Annotated in this window: 16 protein-coding genes and 1 pseudogene; 10 read left to right on the forward strand and 7 right to left on the reverse strand. The window is 56.1% G+C overall.

The annotated features are described in order from the left end of the window. Positions 1 to 1,245: a phosphonoacetate hydrolase gene (phnA, locus tag ACR0AA_RS21825; RefSeq protein ID WP_480665920.1), complete on the reverse strand. Its 1,245-nt coding sequence runs from the start codon at positions 1,243 to 1,245 to the stop codon at positions 1 to 3. Between the two features lie 1,135 nt (positions 1,246 to 2,380). Between phnA and ACR0AA_RS21830 the strand changes: the two genes are divergently transcribed. The 6 genes from ACR0AA_RS21830 to ACR0AA_RS21855 are packed head-to-tail and all read left to right on the forward strand — an operon-like array spanning position 2,381 to position 8,135. Further along, positions 2,381 to 3,265, forward strand: coding sequence for a trypsin-like serine peptidase (locus ACR0AA_RS21830; RefSeq protein WP_480665919.1), 885 nt, complete (start codon positions 2,381 to 2,383; stop codon positions 3,263 to 3,265). Continuing rightward, positions 3,250 to 4,527, forward strand: a complete 1,278-nt coding sequence (locus ACR0AA_RS21835) for a hypothetical protein (protein WP_480665917.1) — start codon at positions 3,250 to 3,252, stop codon at positions 4,525 to 4,527. The genes ACR0AA_RS21830 and ACR0AA_RS21835 overlap by 16 nt, the downstream gene beginning before the upstream one ends. Before the next feature lie 3 nt (positions 4,528 to 4,530). Continuing rightward, positions 4,531 to 5,637 carry a hypothetical protein gene (locus tag ACR0AA_RS21840; protein ID WP_480665915.1) on the forward strand — a complete coding sequence of 369 codons (1,107 nt, stop codon included), beginning with the start codon at positions 4,531 to 4,533 and terminating at the stop codon, positions 5,635 to 5,637. Positions 5,638 to 5,671: 34 nt separating this feature from the next. After that, the gene (locus ACR0AA_RS21845; RefSeq protein WP_480665913.1) at positions 5,672 to 6,775 is read left to right on the forward strand and encodes a hypothetical protein; all 1,104 of its coding nucleotides are present in this window, start codon (positions 5,672 to 5,674) and stop codon (positions 6,773 to 6,775) included. Continuing rightward, a complete protein-coding gene (locus ACR0AA_RS21850) occupies positions 6,775 to 7,113 on the forward strand; it encodes a helix-turn-helix domain-containing protein (RefSeq protein WP_480757396.1) in 339 nt (112 codons plus the stop codon). The genes ACR0AA_RS21845 and ACR0AA_RS21850 overlap by 1 nt, the downstream gene beginning before the upstream one ends. Before the next feature lie 23 nt (positions 7,114 to 7,136). Beyond that, the gene (locus tag ACR0AA_RS21855; protein ID WP_480757398.1) at positions 7,137 to 8,135 is read left to right on the forward strand and encodes a hypothetical protein; all 999 of its coding nucleotides are present in this window, start codon (positions 7,137 to 7,139) and stop codon (positions 8,133 to 8,135) included. A 73-nt stretch (positions 8,136 to 8,208) separates the two neighbouring features. Here ACR0AA_RS21855 and ACR0AA_RS21860 read toward each other — a convergent pair whose 3' ends face one another. Then, on the reverse strand, positions 8,209 to 8,958 hold the full coding sequence (locus ACR0AA_RS21860) for a M35 family metalloendopeptidase (protein ID WP_480665910.1): 750 nt from the start codon (positions 8,956 to 8,958) through the stop codon (positions 8,209 to 8,211). A gap of 27 nt (positions 8,959 to 8,985) precedes the next feature. Next, the gene (locus tag ACR0AA_RS21865) at positions 8,986 to 9,831 is read right to left on the reverse strand and encodes a trypsin-like serine peptidase (RefSeq protein WP_480757400.1); all 846 of its coding nucleotides are present in this window, start codon (positions 9,829 to 9,831) and stop codon (positions 8,986 to 8,988) included. 563 nt (positions 9,832 to 10,394) lie between these two features. Between ACR0AA_RS21865 and ACR0AA_RS21870 the strand changes: the two genes are divergently transcribed. Both ACR0AA_RS21870 and ACR0AA_RS21875 read left to right on the forward strand, forming a co-directional pair. Continuing rightward, positions 10,395 to 13,730 carry an adenylate/guanylate cyclase domain-containing protein gene (locus ACR0AA_RS21870; RefSeq protein WP_480665908.1) on the forward strand — a complete coding sequence of 1,112 codons (3,336 nt, stop codon included), beginning with the start codon at positions 10,395 to 10,397 and terminating at the stop codon, positions 13,728 to 13,730. 418 nt (positions 13,731 to 14,148) lie between these two features. Then, positions 14,149 to 14,847 carry a hypothetical protein gene (locus tag ACR0AA_RS21875; RefSeq protein ID WP_480757402.1) on the forward strand — a complete coding sequence of 233 codons (699 nt, stop codon included), beginning with the start codon at positions 14,149 to 14,151 and terminating at the stop codon, positions 14,845 to 14,847. A 29-nt stretch (positions 14,848 to 14,876) separates the two neighbouring features. Here the strand turns inward: ACR0AA_RS21875 and ACR0AA_RS21880 are convergent, their stop codons facing one another. Next, positions 14,877 to 15,086 (reverse strand): hypothetical protein, encoded by a 210-nt coding sequence (locus tag ACR0AA_RS21880; protein WP_480665906.1) that lies wholly within the window; start codon positions 15,084 to 15,086, stop codon positions 14,877 to 14,879. 172 nt (positions 15,087 to 15,258) lie between these two features. Between ACR0AA_RS21880 and ACR0AA_RS21885 the strand changes: the two genes are divergently transcribed. Together ACR0AA_RS21885 and ACR0AA_RS21890 are read left to right on the forward strand one after the other, a co-directional pair. Next, the gene (locus tag ACR0AA_RS21885) at positions 15,259 to 15,636 is read left to right on the forward strand and encodes a YkgJ family cysteine cluster protein (RefSeq protein ID WP_480665905.1); all 378 of its coding nucleotides are present in this window, start codon (positions 15,259 to 15,261) and stop codon (positions 15,634 to 15,636) included. A 63-nt stretch (positions 15,637 to 15,699) separates the two neighbouring features. Continuing rightward, positions 15,700 to 16,526: pseudogene (locus ACR0AA_RS21890) on the forward strand (IS5 family transposase). A 31-nt stretch (positions 16,527 to 16,557) separates the two neighbouring features. Here ACR0AA_RS21890 and ACR0AA_RS21895 read toward each other — a convergent pair. The 3 genes from ACR0AA_RS21895 to ACR0AA_RS21905 form a co-directional block, all read right to left on the reverse strand. Then, entirely contained in the window at positions 16,558 to 17,307 is a 750-nt protein-coding gene (locus tag ACR0AA_RS21895) for a response regulator (RefSeq protein WP_480665904.1), read from the reverse strand. A gap of 106 nt (positions 17,308 to 17,413) precedes the next feature. Next, a complete protein-coding gene (locus ACR0AA_RS21900) occupies positions 17,414 to 18,658 on the reverse strand; it encodes a molybdopterin molybdotransferase MoeA (protein WP_480757407.1) in 1,245 nt (414 codons plus the stop codon). Beyond that, positions 18,651 to 19,139, reverse strand: coding sequence for a plastocyanin/azurin family copper-binding protein (locus tag ACR0AA_RS21905; protein ID WP_480757409.1), 489 nt, complete (start codon positions 19,137 to 19,139; stop codon positions 18,651 to 18,653). Before ACR0AA_RS21905 ends, ACR0AA_RS21900 begins: the two co-directional genes overlap by 8 nt. Positions 19,140 to 19,149: the final 10 nt, after the last annotated feature.

Below are 19,149 nucleotides of genomic sequence, written 5' to 3' on the forward strand. Positions count from 1 at the left end.
TCAAAGGGCCGCCGCTGTGGTCGCGTAGTAGAACGCATCGAAATTGCGCAGCTTTGGCTGTGATGGCAAATCGATCACGCGATTGATGATAAAGGGAACTTCCTGCTCGGTCACGCCACCATGACTGCGCAGAGGTTCGTCCAGTGCCGCCAGATCGTGCCGATCTTCGGAAGTGCCGATACAGGTGTTTTTGCCTGAGACCATCACGATATCCCCGATGCGATCGCCGGGCAGTTCAAATTGCTCAATCGCCGCTTCTCTGGTCAGGACATGTGTTATGTCATCTATCCCTCGGAGTTTCGCGACAATATCCGCCCGATCCGCACCGTCAGGCAGGTAAGCCGTGGCGAAGCTGCCCAATGCGCCGTGGTGAACAACATACGGATCAGTGATCGGCAAGATCACACGGGCAGCATCTCGACCCAGCCATTCGTCCAACAGATCCTGTGCATAAACCACGTTGGGCGAGCCGTCGGCGTGATGCTTTGGATTCATTCCGTGATCGGCAGTCACAACAATGGCGGCTCCGGTTGCATTCAGCTCAGTCAGGTATCTGTCGAACATCGCGTAGAATGCCTTCGCTTCGGCCTGATCAGGGCTGTATTTGTGCTGCACGTAGTCCGTGGTCGTCAGATACATCAGGTCCGGCTTCCACTCCTTCAGCAGCTTGACACCAGCGGCGAACACAAATTCTGACAGCTCCGCTGAGTAAACCTCGGGCTGAGGCAGACCGAGCCACGCGCTGGCGCAGTCCTGACCGTGTTCAGCAGCGGTCGAGTTGCTGGCCTTCTCGGCCGAAAAACACTTCGCTCGATCATCGCCGAAAGAAAGTCCTGCCCCCAAAAGGGCACGCAGCTTGTCTTTGGCCGTCACAATGGCGGTTTTGGCACCAGCATCGTGGAATTTTCTAAGAACAGTCGGCGCGCGCAGGAAACGCACGTCATTCATCATGACTTCTTCGCCGGTCTCGGGATCGATCAGGTAGTTGCCGCAAATTCCGTGCACGATCGGAGGCCGCCCAGTCGCGATCGACAGGTTGTTGGGGTTGGTAAAGGACGGGATCACCGAATGCGCAATTCGACCTGTTCCGGTTTCCCGCATACGCTGAAGCGTAGGCATAAGGCCGTCCGCGATTGCCTTGTCCAGGTATTCCGGCTCGCAGCCATCAAGGCAGATCACAACCGCTGGAACCTTGGGTATCGGGTAGATCCGCTCGTTCGCAGAGATCGGAGTTTGGGACATCATTATTATGGACCTTAGTTCAAGCGCCAACATATTGCCTAACGCAGAATGCACTCTGGCAAATCTGCCGAGCGTGGTCGAAAGCCAGAGTGAATCCGTCTATCAGTCCAACGGAGGAATCTAGGACACCTGTCGCAACGAGTAGCGCCGGTTGTCATACTGCACAAATGCTCCTGATGTTTTGCCGGGGATGCAAGTGCGTATCCCATTATCTTTCGAAGTTTCTTTGAACCCATCAACATCTAGCAAGCTGCTGAGCAAGGCGCCTGCAGCTTGGTGTTAATGCCGCCCTTAGTGGGTATGATCAGCCTTCCGAGTCCCCTTTTTTGCACCCAAGCCGGACGCTGTTCGGAGTGGCGTCAGATAGGTCGCATCAATCGTCACGGTCTATTCATCTACGAGATTTGCCGCCGAACCTGTCGCGACTTGGGCAAACATCCCGTGTCACACTGCCGCTTCAAATGGTTGTCTAACGCCTTTTGCGGGCCATGTTACTAAAGCGCATCTTGCCACCGCGACCCACTGTTTTCGAAGTGTTCGAAAAAGTTGATACCACTCATGACCCGACATCTGGGCGTCAGATATCCAGAAACGACCAGACAGGCTTACCGGTCGTTCTGTGAGCCGTGATCCACGAAACCGTTCGGAAATCAAAGGGCCCCAAGCCGTATGCAAATTGGGCCAAACCCTTGAAGCTTAGCCCGTTCCGAAAGCTAACAATCAGAAGGTTTTGCGCGCAAAATCTCAGTCTGCTCACAATGCCAGTATATAGCTTGGTGAGTTGCTGAACTCGTTGCCCAGAAAATCAACCTAAGCCGAGGTGAACTCGGTCACTTCTGTAAGCAGCAAACCCACGCCACCGGTCAAGCGCAATTGGTTTGAGAGAGTTGTCTGATTGATCCGGGCCGAGCCGAAATTCGCCGTTCGCTGCTCTTGCGGCAGAATGTTAGCACACGCCAAGGACACGGCCCCTGGGCTGGCAGCTTAAATGCGACATTACCTACCAAACCGCCCTGCCCGCTGATTGCGCGCTGACTTGCCTGTGTGGGGGTCACACAAACGTGCGACTATAGCGATTCTCCTTATGGCTGTATCCTTGAGTCTCAAGAGTCGTAGGAAAATCGAGAGGGCCGATACAATGGACTTCAAGGACTCCGAAGGACTGAACCTGGAACTCAATGACGATCTGGAGTTTTTCGGCGAGGGCTCGTCTTTTGAAGACGACCTGAGCGCAGAATTCGAACTGGATACCGAAGATCTCTCAGACATCGAGAGTTTCGGCCGCTTCGAAGCAGATCCGGCAGGTGGTTTGGTCGAAGAACTTACCGACGAGTTTGACCCGGGCCCTGATTTTCAGGTCATCGGTCCAGATACACGAAAGCGTATCGGCAATACCCGGTCGGTGCCCTGGCGCCACATCGTCAAGATCACACCTCCGGGTTGCACCGGCACGCTGATCGCGCCAAATAAAGTGCTGACAGCAGCCCACTGTGTCTACAACCGTTCGAACAAGCGACGGTACTCCGGTATTCGCGTTATTCCCGGCAAGAACGGGTCGCGGGAACCATTCGGATCAGCCCGTGCAGTCCGCATCAATTACCCCAGCGCCTATGCCAGCGCGTCGACATACGGGCAGGCATGGCCGCATGACTATGCTGTCATAACGCTCGACAAGCCCATCGGTCGAAGAATTGGTTACTGGTCCCGCATCGCGGCGCTGTCGCCATCCAGACTGTTGCGGATCAAGCTCAACACTGCGGGTTACCCCGGAGACAAGGGCGGCCAGCATATGTACTGGACCTACAACCGCGTCGTCAGCGTTCGCGGGCCACGGATCGAATATCTGCACGACACGGCCGGCGGACAAAGCGGCAGCCCGGTATGGCTGCGGCATCGCTCGGCCCGGACTATCGTTGCAGTGCACGTGGCGCGGGACGACTCGGCAACCTCTGTCGTTGCCAATCGCGGCGTCGCGATTACCCCCGCAATCCTCAGACAAATCCGCGCATGGGTACGGAGCTGATATCCCTACCCGTCCCGGCCCGTGGGCTGCCGGACGAATGGACGCGCATCCAGCGGGTCAACTTGTCACGGCACGCCTTCGGGCTGGCGCCGTTCCAGCCAGGCGAGTTTGGAACAGGCCTTGCCCAGCCGATGGGAGCACACCTTTCTGCCGTCAATGCACTGCTCAGCCGGTTCGGATCAGAGATCCGCACGAACCTTGCCCGTATCGACGCGTTGGGCTCAAGCGGCGGCGGAACCGCAACCGACCGGCTGACGCTGTTGAAAGATCGCGGCCAGCAGATCGTGGAAGCCGCCGAGCTTGTCTGGGACTTTTATCACCGCCTGTTCAGCCAACGTCAGACTCGTGTTGGCCTCAGGCTTCATGCTGCGGACCAGATCGCTCTGGATTGCTACAGAAACGTTTATACAGGGTTGGGAACTGCGCGGTCGATCCCAACCCCGCCGCCGTTCTCGTTCATGGCTTCGGGGCTTGGTCCCGCAACCTGGCGCAGAGGCATACAGGTTGCTCATCTGGGCCGACTGCCCAACCCTTTCCCACTTGTGCAATTGCCGCATCACCGGCTGCTAAACCCATGGACACTTGGCGCGGTCGCGCATGAAATCGGACATAACTTGCAAGCCGACCTGGGCCTTTGGCAAGCCTTTCCGCGAGAAATCGAGCGGCGTGTCCTTTCGACCGGTGCACCCCGGCCCGTTGCAAATATCTGGGCGCGCTGGCATTCCGAGCTGTTCTCGGACCTTGCCGGTATTCTCCTTATCGGCCCGGCTATGGTGGCCTCTCTTATTGACGTAATGGCCCGTGAGCCACGACGTGTATCGCGGTTTCATCCAAAAAACGTCCACCCGCCGATCATCATGCGTATCCCGATCTCGCTTGCGCTTTTGGCCAGGATGGGGTTCCGCCCCGAGGCACGTGCGCTGGGGTCGATCTGGCGCAGGCTCTACCCAGCCGCGGTGGCTCGGCGTCTTCCATCCGAGTTGCGCGCCACCGCCCGCTCGGCGACCAGCGCGGCAATCGAGGCTTTGATCTATACGCCTTACCCCCAATTTGGCGGACGCGCGCTTTCACAGGTCGTCAGCTTTGGCCCACGCGAGGCCGCAATGACCCAGGAAGCGGCCGCACGCCTTGCCGCCGGGACCGATCCCGGCATCCTTCCCGAGCGGTTCCTGATTGGCGCTTCGCGTATCGCGTTGGAACGCCGACTGGCGCCTCCCGGCCGCATTGTTGCAAATTTTTATCAGGCATTTGAACGGAGGTGACCCATGCAGCGTGCCGACACGTCCTTACGAGCCGAAGACCCCAAAGCCAAAGTTGACCAAATTCTGGCTGAGCTGATCGGCCGGAACTACGACTTGCTCAGCGAAACCGGCAGAAACGCGGCGATCGAAGCGATCGGCAGTCGCGCGCCTGGCACAGATCAGAAACCCACACCCGAAGTGCCGGATGGCGACACGCGCAGCGCCTGGGAAGCTGCCCGTGGCCTATGCGCAGAGGTCCAAATCAAAGCGGCATTGGCCCATCTGGACAAGCTTGAACCCCTGCCCGACAACGAAAGTGACCTGATGGAGGGCGAAACGCCCACCGAGTATTCGACGGCTCGAAGGCAAGTCGGCGAACAGCTTGGTGCCCTGCGGGATGAATATGCCGGCGACAATAACCGCGAAGTGTTGGAAAACATCCATCGTACGCTTTTTGGAGGCGAACGCCCCTTGTTCGACCAGCTCCGCGAGGCGGGCAATTTCGTCCCAGCCCATGTGAACGACCGCAAGGATGAGCGGCAGGTAATCCACTACACCGCGATCCGCGCCTTTACGGCGCAGCTTTGTCGGTTTGGGTTGAGCTGCGACACGCCAACCACGGAACCGGAAGGTCAAAGCAACGTCGGTCAGTCTCTCGACGGCACCGAACGCGCCTTGCGTTGCGCGCGCGAAACCGAACGGCGTCTGTCCGACGAACTGGCAGAGCTCGGAATGGCCGAAAACTGCACACTTGGCACCATTCCGGGCGTCGAGTTTAGCGGCGGAGGTGAGCCGGAGAAGCCGACCAAAGCCGAGGATGGCAAAAAGGACGACGTCTATTCCGAACCGCCCACGGAACCCGATGCGCCTTGCGCCCGCGAGTTTTTCAAGCTTTTGCGCCGCGTCCGGTCAGAGTCCGGAGACTGGCTCGAAAATCTTGACCGCGACGGCAAGCAAGGGGCGCGCCTGATCCGCAGCGAAATCGACCGGATTGCCGCCAAAGCCCAGAGCTATCGACCGAAACCGCCCGCCAAAGGCAAGGACGAGCCCCTGATCGCGCGCCTTGTTGCGCTCTTCGTCGGTGAACTGGAGCGGGCATCAACAGAGATCGGTCGTCTACTCGACGGCTGAGCATTTTTGAGAACCCAAGCATTTGGAGATTCCCATGTCCACATTCGAAGAATTCGACAAACGCCGCAGGAACCTTGAGGAACTCAAGACCGAAGCCTGGCGAAAGCTGGCTGAGGAACATCCCAACGACCCGCAGGCACAAGCCCTTCTGATGTCACGGTTAAACGCGCTGGACGAAGCCGTTTTTGGGACTGACCGCAATTCGCTGAGCCCTGTGAGGATCGGGACACTTGGCATTGCGGCAGAATCCGACGCGGATCGGTTGGAGCAACTGCCCTCGGGGGACCGGCCGCCCGGATACGACGACAATGTCAGCTATCAGCGCCTGATTGCAGTTGCGCAGTTGTATTTTCTGGCAAACATCGAAAAAGCCGGCTTGTTCCGCTCGGTCGCAAAGCTAGTTGAGTTGTTCAACTCAGGCGAGGTTCGGCTTTCTGGTGGTCGCGGCGCGCAACTTTTGTACCAGATAGACCGCACGCGCCTCACCCGGTATTCAGCGCGCGATCGGATGCAGGCCTATTCCCGAGTCTTTGGCTATACGCGGGTGACGCCCCCTACCGGAGCCAAACCAAACCCCGCCTTTCACAAGCTGTTCGTGACCTTCATCCGCTCGGTGGTGAAGTTCAACCGAGACCGGCGTGTTTCGGATGTTATCCGGCCCGACAACCAGCGCGGCAATTTCGGCAGTATAGCTACCGTTCGTCGGGCCGGAATCGAACTTCGCAACAACCTCAAATCAGCATCATATGGCTATGTGAATGTCTTGCGACAGGAAGTCTTCCAGCTGCAAGCCGTTTGCGTCGACATTCTCAGCGCGCCGGATGTGCAGAACCTGTTCGGCACCGAAGACGTCTGGGAAACCATGGAGCAGGTGCTGCGTCAGCACCTGAGAACGGAGGTTCGCGTATCAGAACGACTGCGGCTTGCGGAAGCAGGTGAGAACATGCTGCTCTGGCTTGCCGCACCCCATGTAACCATGCGCGACCGCGCTGTCTTTCAGGCCAGCCTCGACGACATTTCCGAAGATGCCGAAGAATGGCTTACAGTCGCCGCATCGTTGGGGGAACTGAATGCACCCTCCGCGCCCCGCGCAAAACCCGGCGGCAACGTGGTTCCCATGCGCCGGAGGACCGTCTGATGCAGATCACCCGTATCCCGGATCGCGCCTCGCTTCTGACCTCAAGCGCCCATTGGTCCGCTGACCTGCCGCTGTCACCGCGCGAATGCGAAGTTACGCGTCTGGTGGCGTCCGGATTAACGAACAAAGAGATCGCGGCCGTGCTGGAAATCAGCGAGTGGACCGTCTCGACTCACATGCGCCGAATATTCGGCAAGCTCGACGTGCATTCCAAAGTCGCAATGGTCGGCCGCGTTCTGGACATAGTTGCCGCCGCCGAGCGCCGTAGGGTGCTTGCCCTCGCCCGGAGGATGCAGGTGCCCAGGCAAATTGAATCGCGTCGTGTCGACGCGCGCTGACATTTCCCGAAAGGAGAATTGCAATGGACCGCACTTATCAAACCGATGATTTCGAACTGGAAGAGGAACTTTTCGAGCTGGAAGGTAGCGATGATGGCTTCGAATATGAGCCCAGTCTCGAGGGTGATGACGTCGCCGGAGAGCTGGAGTTTCCCGAGGTTGAAGACGAGTTGGATGAACCCGAGGAATTTGAGGATGACGATGTTTTTGAAGACGGCGGTTATGCCATCTCAGAGGACGAGTATGAGTACGAGTTCGATCTGACCGCGGATGATGATGACGAGTATTTTGAGGACGACGATGAAGAGATCTTCGGTTTCATAAAGAAGATTGGCCGGGGTATCGGCAGCCTTGTCAAAAAAGGTGCGCGTGCCCTTCGCAAGGTCGTGGGGCCATTGCTGAAGACGCTTGGCCCGATCGCCGCGCGTATTGTCGGCGGCGCTATTGGCGGCCCCGCCGGCGCCAAGATCGGCGGCACGATCGCAAGCGCCATTTTGCGCGAGGGTGAGATCGAAAGCGCCGGAGAAACAGAGGCCGAATTCGAACGCAGCGAGATTGAATTCGAAGCCGCCGGTGGCAATACCGAAGTGTTCGAGGCGATGATGGATGAAGCCGAAGTGATGGCCGAAACCGAAAGCGAACGGCGCGTCAACCGCCGCTTTGGTCGCCTGGCACGTATGGTGAGCCGGCTATTCGGCCACAATCGCCGCCTGCGCCCTGTGATCCCGCATGTCGTCCGCGCGGCGCTTGCGCTGGTCAAAACGTTCCGCGCCAATCGTAAAACCCGCTGGGCGATCCGTGCGATCCCACTGATCATTCGCCGCACGCTGACGCGGCTTGCACGCGCCCGCAAAATCGACCGGAGAGCTATCGTTGTGGCAATGTCACGCGAAACCGCCTGGGTCCTCGCCAACCGCCGCCGTGCTATGATGTCACTGCGCCGCGGAAGAGGCGGTCGCCGTCGCATGCGGTCACGCAATCGCCGTCGCCGCGGTCGCAACCGCGAGGAACTCGTATACTAATCCCAACAAGACTAGGAAAAGGGGCCGGCAGATGTATCGGCCCCAATTTTTTTGACCTGCAGCCGGGTTCGGATCAGATGAAAGACGGCTCCCGCGTGGTAAATTCCACGGGGGTGTTTGCGTTCAGATAAACCGTCCTCAAACACGTGCGCCAACGCAGCGGCTTGGCAGCAAACGCCGCGTCGACATACACTTCCATTGCGAACCCTGCGTGGTTCGCGGCATTGCGGATCGCCTTATGCGCGGGCAGTCGCAACGCGTCGCGACCGTAACGTTCGTTCGGCGTCCCAAGTGTTTTACCAACCGTGTGAATCAGTTCATGCACAATCGTATCCGCATTGCGCAGCGTCGACGTGTAGCTGACATTTGACGGCGGTGCGGTGTCGCAATCCCAAAGCTCCCCAGGTCTGAAAAAAGAGTTCTTCAGCCTGATCGCTCGCGCGCCCCGTGATGCCGAGCCAGCGTCTGGCAGGTCCAGGCGGAAGAAAATAACCCAACCCCGCAGCATTTTCCGATGCGCACGTCTGGCATAGCGCCGCGCGATATCCAGATGCGCCCGACGGTAAGTACCGAACCATTTGCGCGCGGGACTTGCGTTCCACGCAGCTTCGCGGCGCTTCCTAGGAACGGCGCGGATCGCATTCAATGACCGGACGCTTTCAGAGAGCATCCTAAAGGCAACAGGCCAGGCATCAATGACATAATCCTTGTCATCCTCGGACCATGGAATTGCGAAAGCGTGCCGACGCAATTGTCCGAATTTTGGCAATGGTGGCGTGGTCTGTGGCCGTTCGGCCTGCAGCACCACCCTGTGTCGCGGCACGATACTGTCACAGCATTTGCAAACCATCTATGAGGTCCTTCCTCTGTGTGCATCGATAAAGCTAAGGAAATCGCTGCCCGGAGCCGCGATCAGCGCTTCAACCTCGTGCGCTCGTCCACCGGGAGCAAGATTGTCAGGGGCAGAAATAACCATTGCCCAAAGATGACGCCCCCCAAGCGAACGGTGCCGACTGACCCAAACGGGGCTGCCGGATTCACCTCGGCGTGAGCGGCTGTCGATGAACAACAGATCACTGGCCACACCACCGGTGTCGAAAGTGTCAGCGAACCAATGATCCTGAAACCCGCGCCCGCGTGACGCGTATCCGGAATGGTTGACTTTGAAGCGGCCCGGTCGCCAACCACGAAGTGCCCCGAAACGCGACCCGCGCGCATCGCCGGTCGCCCGGGTCATACCCCAATGGCCGGGCGCTGGTGAGAAATCGCCATCCGCTATGACCATCGCAAAATCTGCGGGCGATCCCGGCACTGGGTCGGCGATCCAGGCAGCAGGTAATATCACGCGCGTAGCCTGGCGTGTCCCGAATGGTCGGCTACGCCCAGCCCTGCCCGGCGTGATCCGCAAATCAGCTGCAGGCCTCCTGCCACCCGCTGCAAAAGCCTCGACGACATGTGCGGCAGTCAGGATCGCGCGTGACCCAACGAGGGTGCCAGTGCCAAGAATACCCTTGCTGCGCCTCCGCTTGCGTTTGTGGATCGGCGTGAATTCAAGCGCGCAAATCCAACGGAAAGGGAATGTTCCGGCCTCTACCCGGCCAATTCGCGCGACTTTATGGGCTTCGGTAGGGCCAAAGCCTTCTTTGGCGATGTCATTGAATGGCGGCGCTTCGAACGAAAGATCGCGAAAATCCATGAGACTCAACCTCCTTAGAGACGTGTCATTGGTTGGATTTTCTCATCGCCCAGCGGTTGCGGACAAGTCGCACATCCAAGCTACACAGCCGGGATTCGCATTGATTTTCGAGGTGTGCAAAATCTGAAATTCTGATCACACCCCAACCATTGAGCGGGCATGCTTCTACCTTTGAACAGCGGCAGTCACGAAACTTTGAAACGGACCAGAAATGGCGTTTTTCGGATCGTGACCACAGCCTCTTGTCAGTACATCAATCAAACTGGCCGTTAAGACCAAACATCGCGACAGAACTCGCCAGAACCGATGCCAAGCGGACACGATGAGCCGGCTCGGCGGACTGTTTGCAGGGCAATCTCAAAGATCAGTACTCGCGTATTAAAAACTTCATTATAGTCACTTACGATTGTTTAGGCCATGATCTGGCACTGGAAACACTTCAACGGTCAGGAGTGCAACCACGAAAGGAAAGTGCTATACCAGCGTGGAATTTCCAATGCATGGCGCGAGCAACGCAGCGACAAATACACTGACCTATTAAGAATTCCAGGATCGATCCTAACATGGCACAGAGTATTTCTTCTCTCTCTAGTTGGCTGGAAGAAGCTGGATTGGGGAAATACGCTGACGTTCTGCAAAGGGCTGCGATTGATATTGATATGATCGGCGAACTCACCGAGGCCGATTTTATTGAGCTAGAAATTCCCATCGGTGATCGCCTGCGCCTGCGCCGACATTTTCAGGCCTCGCTGGCACGCGACACATTAGACTCCAGAGCGTCTTCAATCTCGGAAACGACGACTGAGCATCGGCAGATAACAGTTCTTTTCAGCGACATCGTCGGCTGGACGGCTCTTTCCACCGAGTTTGACTCGGAAGACCTTAGTGAGATTATTTCCGATTGCCGCGCACGGTGGACGAAAGCCATCGAACGCTATGACGGGTTCGTCGCATTCCGGCTTGGGGATGGGATGATGGCCTTCTTTGGTCACCCGCAGGCCTACGAAGACAGTGCTGAACGCGCAATTCTTGCTGGCCTCGATATAGTGAAGTCGGTCAGGGAAGTTCGCGATGAATCCGCGTCCGAAATTGCGCGCAGGCTCGCGGTTCGGGTTGGCATTGCAACCGGAAAGGTTCTTCTGAACAAGAAATCGACGGCGGAATCGGAAGAAATCGATGTTCTCGGCTTCACACCGAACTTTGCCGCTCGGCTGCAGGGGGCAGCAAGCCCCAATTCGGTCGTCGTTAGTTCGACCACCGCTTCTATGGCATGGCAAAGGTTTCATTTTCTGGCACATGACGGCGTGAATCTGAGGGGGATAGAAGGTCCGCTGTGCATCTACGAAGTGCTGCGCAAAGTTGGAAGCAGCGAAAGCCCAAAGCACCAGATTGGCCAGGTTCGCAGCGAAATAATCGGCCGCAGTCATGAAATTGGAATACTGAATGACCGGTGGAAAGCCGCAACACAAGGTGACGGGCAGGTAATTGTTTTATCCGGCGAAGCTGGGATCGGAAAATCTGCGATTGCTGACGAGTTGCTGAATCAGGTCAAGCCGATGGAGGCCGAGACTCTGAAGCTTGAATGTCGATCCTACTACTCCAACAGCTATCTGCACCCCATTATTGATTACGTGAACACTAAAGCCCAGATAGCCGATGGTGACACACCGGAACAAAAGCTGGAAAAGCTGCACGCTTTCCTGAATCTCAAAGGCATTCACAACACGAGCGATCACGCCACGATCGCAAACATGCTGTTCTTCGAGACCGGCTCTGACGAATATCGCTCAATGTCGTCTGAGAGGCAGAAGGCAGAGACGATAAAATGCATCGTCAAACTGCTTCTGCACTCGGCGGATTCGCGACGAAAAATCATTCTCTTCGAAGACACACATTGGGCTGACCCTACGTCGTTGGAGCTATTGCAAGCACTGGTCAGTGAAATCCGCACTCGGAACGTTCTTTTGATCATCACAACCAGAGAAGACGAGACGAGGCTGGTGAAAAGCCAACCTAACGTTTCCAGCCTTCGACTGAGCCGATTGTCTCGATCGCAAGCGGCGCGGGTGATCCGCAACTGGTCGCCAGGCGTCGTGTTGTCAGAAGGTCTTGAGAAACAGATTTTGAACAAAGCGGACGGCATTCCGTTCTTCCTGGAAGAATTGACCAAGACCGTGCGTGCCAACATGGCCTCTGACACGCGCACAAAACAGGATAATGTGCCGCCGGAAACTTACGTGACGATCCCGGCGACACTCTATGACTCGCTGCTGTCCCGTTTGGACAGGTCTCCCGAAGCTCGTAAGCTGGTTGGCTGCGCCGCAGTGATCGGTCGGGAATTTTCCGAAATCCTTCTGTCCCGGATTTCAAGGGTCAAACGGGACGAGACGCGGCGAATACTGTCCGTACTCATTGATGCGGGCCTGCTGATTGATGATCCGGGAAAGAAAGACGGCGTTTTTCAATTCAAACACGCCTTGGTGCAAGATACCATTTATGACGGATTGACACGCAAAGCCCGGCGCGAGCTTCATTCACGTATTGCTTTCGTTCTTGAAAACTCCAGCTCGGACACCGTCAAGAAGTCACCAGAGATCCTGGCACAACACTTCGCTCGGGCGAATAACAAAGCCAAGGCCCTCCAATATTGGGAAGCCGCAGGCCGCCTTGCGATGGAGCATTCGGCGACAATGGAGGCGCTTACCCATATTGAGAAAGCGCTATCCGTCATTGACGAAAAACCGGTCGAACAAGAAACGATACGACGAAAGATCACGCTCCAGACGACTTATGGCGCCGCGTTGACAAGCGTCAAAGGTTACACCGCACCAGAGACCGTGCGCGCCTATGAAGACGCGTGGCGGTTGTCCAATTCCGGAGCCGACAAGACCTGCTTTCATGAGATCCTCTACGGGATGTGGAACTCTGCGCAGGTCGGCTCGGATTATGTTCGCGCGCAGGAACTCGCGGATGTCTGTCTCGATTTTGCCGAAGAGCAAGACGACGAGGTTACCAAGCTTGTTGCTCATAACCTTGGCGGAGTGACATCTACGCTGAGAGGGCATCACAAACGGGCTGAATTGCACCTTTCGAAATCTGTGGAAATCTATGACCCTTCCCGCTTCCAGTCGCTTGCAATCAGAACCGGCGAAGATCCCGGCGTCGAAAGCCTGTCTTATAGTTCGCTCAACAAATGGTTCATGGGACAACCGAAGGCCGCGCTTGAGTTTGCCGACAGTTCGCTAAGACTGGCAAAGGAAATCGCCTACAAGCAATCCTTGGTTTATTCATTGGCGATGCGCGGCGTTCTACTGCATTTCAGCTCGGAATATGACGAACTTATTGAAGTGTCCGAGGAAATTATCAGCCAATCCAAAATCCACAATTATCCCTTCTTTGTTGAATGGGGCCGCAACCTGAAAGGCTGGGCTCTGACCAAAAAAGGTGAGCACGACGAAGGCGCAGACCTGTTATCGAATGCCTGGCGGCAGGGGTTTACAACCATGCTGCAAGCGAAGGTCTACTTGGAAACCGGCCAAAAAGACCTGGGGCTCGGCTTGATCGACGACGTCATTTCCAAGCAACCTTGGCTTGCCCCCGAAGCACAACGGGTCAAAGGTGAACTATTGTTGCTTGGGTCAGGTAGCAATAGCGACGCCGCCCACCGCTGCTTTCTGGATGCCTTTTCTCTGGCCGAGCAGCAGGGCGCGGCAAGCTTTATGCTAAAAATTGCGCTCAGCATTGCGGAAAACGCACCGGCACTCGGTCCGAACGGGCCAGCCGTTGAGTATTTGAAAAAGGCAATTGCAGGCGTTGATCATACTAGCGGTTCTTTCGACCTTATAAAAGCTGGCAAATATCTTGAGCAGTTCAAAGGGCATTCACCAGATGTTGCATAGAAAATTCGAGGCAAACACACCCGACTCTGACGAGGCGGTTCTGTTATTTTTCCGAAGTCTCCGTCGCCTGGACCGTAACCTGCAATTCCCCGAAGGCTCGGGACAAAGGCTTCGGGAATTAGAACTGAAACCAGTTCCTTTCGACAAAAGCCATATTTTCGAAAGCATCGCCAGACAGCAGCCAGTTCTTTATAGTGACTTTCCGCAACCTTTGGCTCGTGGTCCCGACGGGAGCTTTGTTTGCCCCCCCGACCAATTGGCGGCCCATCTGGCACGGTGCACCGCGCCCGACACGTATCGAGTGCGACTGGGAACCGGTGATGAAAAACGACAGCTTACAATTGCTGAAATACTGCAGCGCTGGCGGCAATCTGGTGTGGTCTTGGGTGTCACCGACCTACCGGTTCGAAACGGCCCATTGGCCGAATATTTTGATGTAGACTTCCTTAAGCCCTGGAACCTGATGCCCGACGCATCCGACGAAATCCGCGAGCTGGAAATGCTGACAGCCGTTTTCAGCACCGCGGGCAAATTGACTGACTCTCATTCCGATGACATGGCGGTCTGCAATCATTGCTGCGTGGGTAGCAAGCTCTGGCTGGCTTGGGAAACCTACGAAGGACTTGATGCAGGACTGGATGATGTCGAACGTGTTGATTTGAATGGAAAAGCCCGCTTCGATCCAGCAGCCTTCCTTTCATTGAAAAGCGCATGTTGGTTTGTCGTCAAACCGGGCGAAACCATTTTTCTTCCCGGCAAATTCACGCACCGGGTCTATACGCTGGAAAACTACATTGGCGTTGGCAGTTTCTATGTCGGGTTTAGCAACCTTCTGCATACCGCACTGCGCTGGATGACACACGGATCACTTTGGGACCCTGTGGCCAGCGGCCAGAAAGGGCAACATGCGGACAAATTGCTTGAATTTGGATCTGCTGAGTTGAAGAAAGCGCTACAGGCCGACCGCGAAAGGCAGCGCGACTTTGGAACCGATGCCGTTTCCGTCGCGCTGGATCATATCAACTGGTCTGATCCTGACATTATGGAAATGGTCAATACTAAACCCAGCTTTGCGCGCGCGGCAGAAGCCCTGCGCAAAGCCAGAGAAAAAACGTGATTCCACTGGCTGAAAAGCCAGTTAAAAACTCAATCCTTTTTCGGGCTTTTCTTTACGCGGCCGTCACCGTCGCGTCTTTGGCGTACTTCGTTCAGCATTTTCACTGCTGTCGTTATGCTTTCAAGTTCCTGCACAGCGCTATCCTGCGAGCGCAAAAGGATTTCCTCAATCTTGTTGAGTTGCTGAACGGACAAATCATTCAAATTGGCTTCTTGTACAAATACTGTCAGATCGCTCATAATATTCCCCTCGTTTTTTGGGAGAATGGCCCTGAACGTCCAATCGGTCAAGTCTTTCGAATACCCTGCGGGACATCAGACCGAACCAGCGCAGATGAACTCGACAAATAGTGGCGGCTGGACATCGTGAATTTTTACCAGAGCACAACGATTTTCAGAAAAGGACAAAATGGTGGCTGACAACCAATTCGATTGCACAACCTGTCCTGGGTTCTGCTGCACATACGACCAGATCGATTTGACACCCCAAGACGTTGACCGACTGTGTTCTCACCTTGGCATTTCCGAAGAGAAGCTGATCACAAAATACACAAAACTCGGCATGTTTCAGGGCCGCAGCCGCTATCCATTAATGTTGAAGCATAAATCGGATCGCCATTTTAGCAAAATCTGCACGTTCTTTGACGGCGAGCAGCGGCACTGTACTGTTTATGACGCGAGACCCGAAGCCTGCCGCGCCTACCCGCATGGCGAAAAGTGCGGATATTTTGAGTTCCTGTCTTTCGAAAGAGCGCTTCATGACGATAAAGACCACGTGCCATCCCTCTAGGGTCAGGACCCATAGATTTTCGCCAGGCGGCATGTTTCATGGCTCGCTAAAAGTGCGGGGAATATATCTGATTTCTTCTGGTTGAGCGACGAGCAATTGTCGCGACTTAAGCCTTTCTTTCCAAAGTCCCACGGCAAACCTCGCGTAGATGACAGGCGTGTCTTGAGTGGTATTATCTTCATCAAGCGCAATGGCTTAAGATGGCGCGACGCGCCCGCCGCTTATGGACGGCACAAGACGCTGTACAACCGTTGGAAACGGTCGAGGTGAGTGGCAAACGCCACTGGTTCGGGTGCCGCCACGAACAAGGTATCTTCGCCCGCATGATGGCCGGTCTGGCCGCCGAACACGGTGAAGAGAAGACTGTGATGATCGACGCTACTTACCATAAGGCACATCGCACGCGACCAGTTTGGGCATCAAAAAGGAGGACGTGGACGCCTGATAGGTCGTACAAAGGGCGGTATGAACACAAAGCTGCGCGCGATCTGTGACAGATGAGGCATGGTGCGCCATTGGTTCAAGCACAATGGCGAATGACGCCCATTGAACCTGTTCATCATGGCTGGTCAGGTCAGCGAGTATATCGGCGCACCGGAATTGGTGGGCAACTTGCCAAAGGTGGAATGGCTTCTCGGTGATCGCGGCTACGACGCAGTTTGGTTCAGAGAAGCGCTAAAAGACAATGGGATATGCGCCTGCATCCCAGGCAGAAAGCAACGGAAGACCACCATACGATACGACAAACGCCGCTATGAACGGCACAACCGCATTGAGATCATGTTCGGGAGACTGAAGGACTGGCGGCGCGTAGCCACCCGATACGACAGGTGCCCAAGGTCTTCCTGTCAGAAATCGCTCTCGCCTCAATCGTCATTTGTTGGCTATGAGTCCTGAACCTAGCGGCATCGGTTGACAGGCTCAGGTACCCGGAGCCGAGTTAAAGCCGATTTTGCTGACATTGGACGCAAAACAATAGCCGATACCATGTATCGTCTTGATGTAGGTCGGTGCGGAAGGATCGGGTTCGATTTTCTTGCGTAACCGCATGACGTGAACGTCGATCGTTCGGTCCCCGACAATCGTTTCCCGACCCCGGGCTTTGTCCAGAAGCTGATCGCGTGAAAACACCATATGCGGGTTACTCACAAAGACTTGCAAAACGTCGAATTCAGTCGTCGTCAATGGAGTCGATTGGTGCGCGCCTGTTGCAGTCAGAGTGCGTTCGTTCAGATTCAGAACCCAGTCCCCAAACTTGATCAGCGGAGTATCTGAGTCTTTCTGGTTCGAACGATTGTGCTCGGATCTTGTTCGTCTCAGCACGGTTCGGATGCGCGCCAAAACTTCGCGCGCCTCAAAGGGCTTGGTAATGTAGTCATCGGCTCCAAATTCCAGTCCGACGACCCGGTCGAAAATCTCGTCCCGGCCTGACAGAACGATGATCGGGATGTCCGAGTTGACCCGCAATTCTCTGGTGATGTCGAACCCGTTTCGCCCCGGCAAACCGATATCCAACAAAATCAAATCCACGTCGGTTTGTGCAAGGATCGCATCCATGCCTGATCCATCGCCTGCGCAACTTACATCGCACCCTTGCTTTTCGAGGTAGCGTTTTAGAAACGAAGTGATTTGCGGGTCGTCGTCGACAACAAGGATGTGATCATTGGCCATAAAGCGTTCCCGGCAGGCGTTAAAGCTGGCTCGTAATACCTCTATCCGCTGCGCCTTGGCGCACGCAAGGATGACGCTGAGCGTTACGTGGAGTTAGCGCGAGTGGTCAAAACCGCAGGAACTCCAGCGCTTGGCCCCCTGGCAAATTTTCCAACTCAGCCGGTAGAACCGCCAATCCATCAGCCTGCGCCAACATCGCAACTCGTCCACTGTAGGACGCCGCCATCGGCCTCAATCTTGGTCGACCGTCTGGCGATACTCCCTCAATCCGCACCGGGCGGTACTCCTGACGTCCCTTATGCCGTTGTAGAGGTTCCGCCAAAACTGCTTGCTCTGAAACCAGCCTTTTTCGTGCCAGGCCCACGCGCGATGCCATAAGCTCCGATCCGATAACCTGCCAGGTAACGTAAGCGGACACAGGATTCCCGGGCAGGCCGACATACAGCGCGTTGCCGCGACGACCGAACAGGATCGGCTTGCCGGGTTTCATCGCCACTTTCATCACATCGATCTCGCCACCGATTTCCTCAAACAGGCGCGGCATGTGGTCTTCGTCGCCGACCGAAACTCCACCGGTTGTGATTATCAGATCGGATGTATCGCAAGCATTGCGCAGGACTTGCTCAAGTATCTCGGGATCATCCTTCACAGGTCCCGCATCCACAAGTTCGACCCAAGGCTTGTCCAGCAGCGCCCGCAGCATATAGCGGTTGGAGTTGTAGATCTGGCCCGGGCCAAGCTCTTCTCCGGCTTCGCGAAGTTCGCTGCCGGTCGAGAATATCGTGACCTTTAACTTGCGCCGGACAGTGACCGCTCCGTACCCAGCCGCAGCCAACGCGGCGACTTCGCGAGAACCGATTTCACATCCCTGTGTCAGCAGTGGCGCGCCAGAACTGAGGTCTTCGCCCGCACGGCGAATATGCTGCCCGGGTTTTGGCGTGCGGGAAAAACGAATTGCGCCATCGCTGATCTGGCAATCTTCTTGCATCACAACGGCATCAAATCCTTTTGGCACCGGTGCGCCTGTCAGAATACGCAAGGCACTGCCCGCTGGCGCCTCATGCGCGCCGCTGTCGCCAGCCGCAACGCGACCAGCGATGGTCAGATGATGCACGTCGCCGTCTGTCAGTTCACCAGATCGAACCGCATATCCATCCATTGCCGAGTTATCAAAGGCAGGCAAGTCGACTTTGCTGAGGCAATCTTCCGCCAGAACCCGACCAATGGCATCGAACAAAGGCAGAGTTTCAGTCTCCGCAATGCAGGGGGCCGCTTCCAACCCACGCCGCAAGGCCTGTTCTACCGAGACATACATGTGAGCATGCCTGTCGCAGGCACATCCATCAGCCATTTTGTCCCTCCAGTTCTGCAAATAATTCTTCAAAACCTTTGCGTTCAGCTTCGCCGAGTTTCGGCAAATAAGCTTTCGCCTCTTCCAGATTCACACTTGGATCACCGACCACCAGCAACATGACCATTCCGTGCCGACCGTGAACGCGGCAGCGAATACCATAGACGCCCTCTTTCTCAAAAGTCAGGTCCATAGTGGGTTGGCCCCGGATTTCGAAACTGCGCGCACCAACGGGAATCATGCGAAGGATTGCCGAAACGGTGTGGCGTCCCGTCGAACCTTTGAACCGGACGGTCGATCCGGCAGGAACGTGCAAAAGTTTGGGTTCGAACCGAAAAGCATGCGCCGGAGTGTCGGCGTTCAGGTCAATGATTTGGTGGACAACGGCCACCTCCGGCACATCGTCAGCCTGCGCCATCGAAGCCAGTCCGACTGTTGCCGCGACCAACATGATCGCGATTGTCTTGCACGACGGGAGCATCCATTCCTCC

The organism is Ruegeria sp. CE8, from assembly GCF_056537465.1.

Excerpts from the sequence above, each read along its gene's own strand:
- phnA (WP_480665920.1), bottom strand. The coding sequence starts at position 1,245 with ATGATGTCCCAAACTCCGATCTCTGCGAACGAGCGGATCTACCCGATA.
- ACR0AA_RS21830 (WP_480665919.1), top strand. The coding sequence starts at position 2,381 with ATGGACTTCAAGGACTCCGAAGGACTGAACCTGGAACTCAATGACGAT.
- ACR0AA_RS21835 (WP_480665917.1), top strand. The coding sequence starts at position 3,250 with ATGGGTACGGAGCTGATATCCCTACCCGTCCCGGCCCGTGGGCTGCCG.
- ACR0AA_RS21840 (WP_480665915.1), top strand. The coding sequence starts at position 4,531 with ATGCAGCGTGCCGACACGTCCTTACGAGCCGAAGACCCCAAAGCCAAA.
- ACR0AA_RS21845 (WP_480665913.1), top strand. The coding sequence starts at position 5,672 with ATGTCCACATTCGAAGAATTCGACAAACGCCGCAGGAACCTTGAGGAA.
- ACR0AA_RS21850 (WP_480757396.1), top strand. The coding sequence starts at position 6,775 with ATGCAGATCACCCGTATCCCGGATCGCGCCTCGCTTCTGACCTCAAGC.
- ACR0AA_RS21855 (WP_480757398.1), top strand. The coding sequence starts at position 7,137 with ATGGACCGCACTTATCAAACCGATGATTTCGAACTGGAAGAGGAACTT.
- ACR0AA_RS21865 (WP_480757400.1), bottom strand. The coding sequence starts at position 9,831 with ATGGATTTTCGCGATCTTTCGTTCGAAGCGCCGCCATTCAATGACATC.
- ACR0AA_RS21870 (WP_480665908.1), top strand. The coding sequence starts at position 10,395 with ATGGCACAGAGTATTTCTTCTCTCTCTAGTTGGCTGGAAGAAGCTGGA.
- ACR0AA_RS21880 (WP_480665906.1), bottom strand. The coding sequence starts at position 15,086 with ATGAGCGATCTGACAGTATTTGTACAAGAAGCCAATTTGAATGATTTG.
- ACR0AA_RS21895 (WP_480665904.1), bottom strand. The coding sequence starts at position 17,307 with ATGGCCAATGATCACATCCTTGTTGTCGACGACGACCCGCAAATCACT.
- ACR0AA_RS21900 (WP_480757407.1), bottom strand. The coding sequence starts at position 18,658 with ATGGCTGATGGATGTGCCTGCGACAGGCATGCTCACATGTATGTCTCG.
- ACR0AA_RS21905 (WP_480757409.1), bottom strand. The coding sequence starts at position 19,139 with ATGCTCCCGTCGTGCAAGACAATCGCGATCATGTTGGTCGCGGCAACA.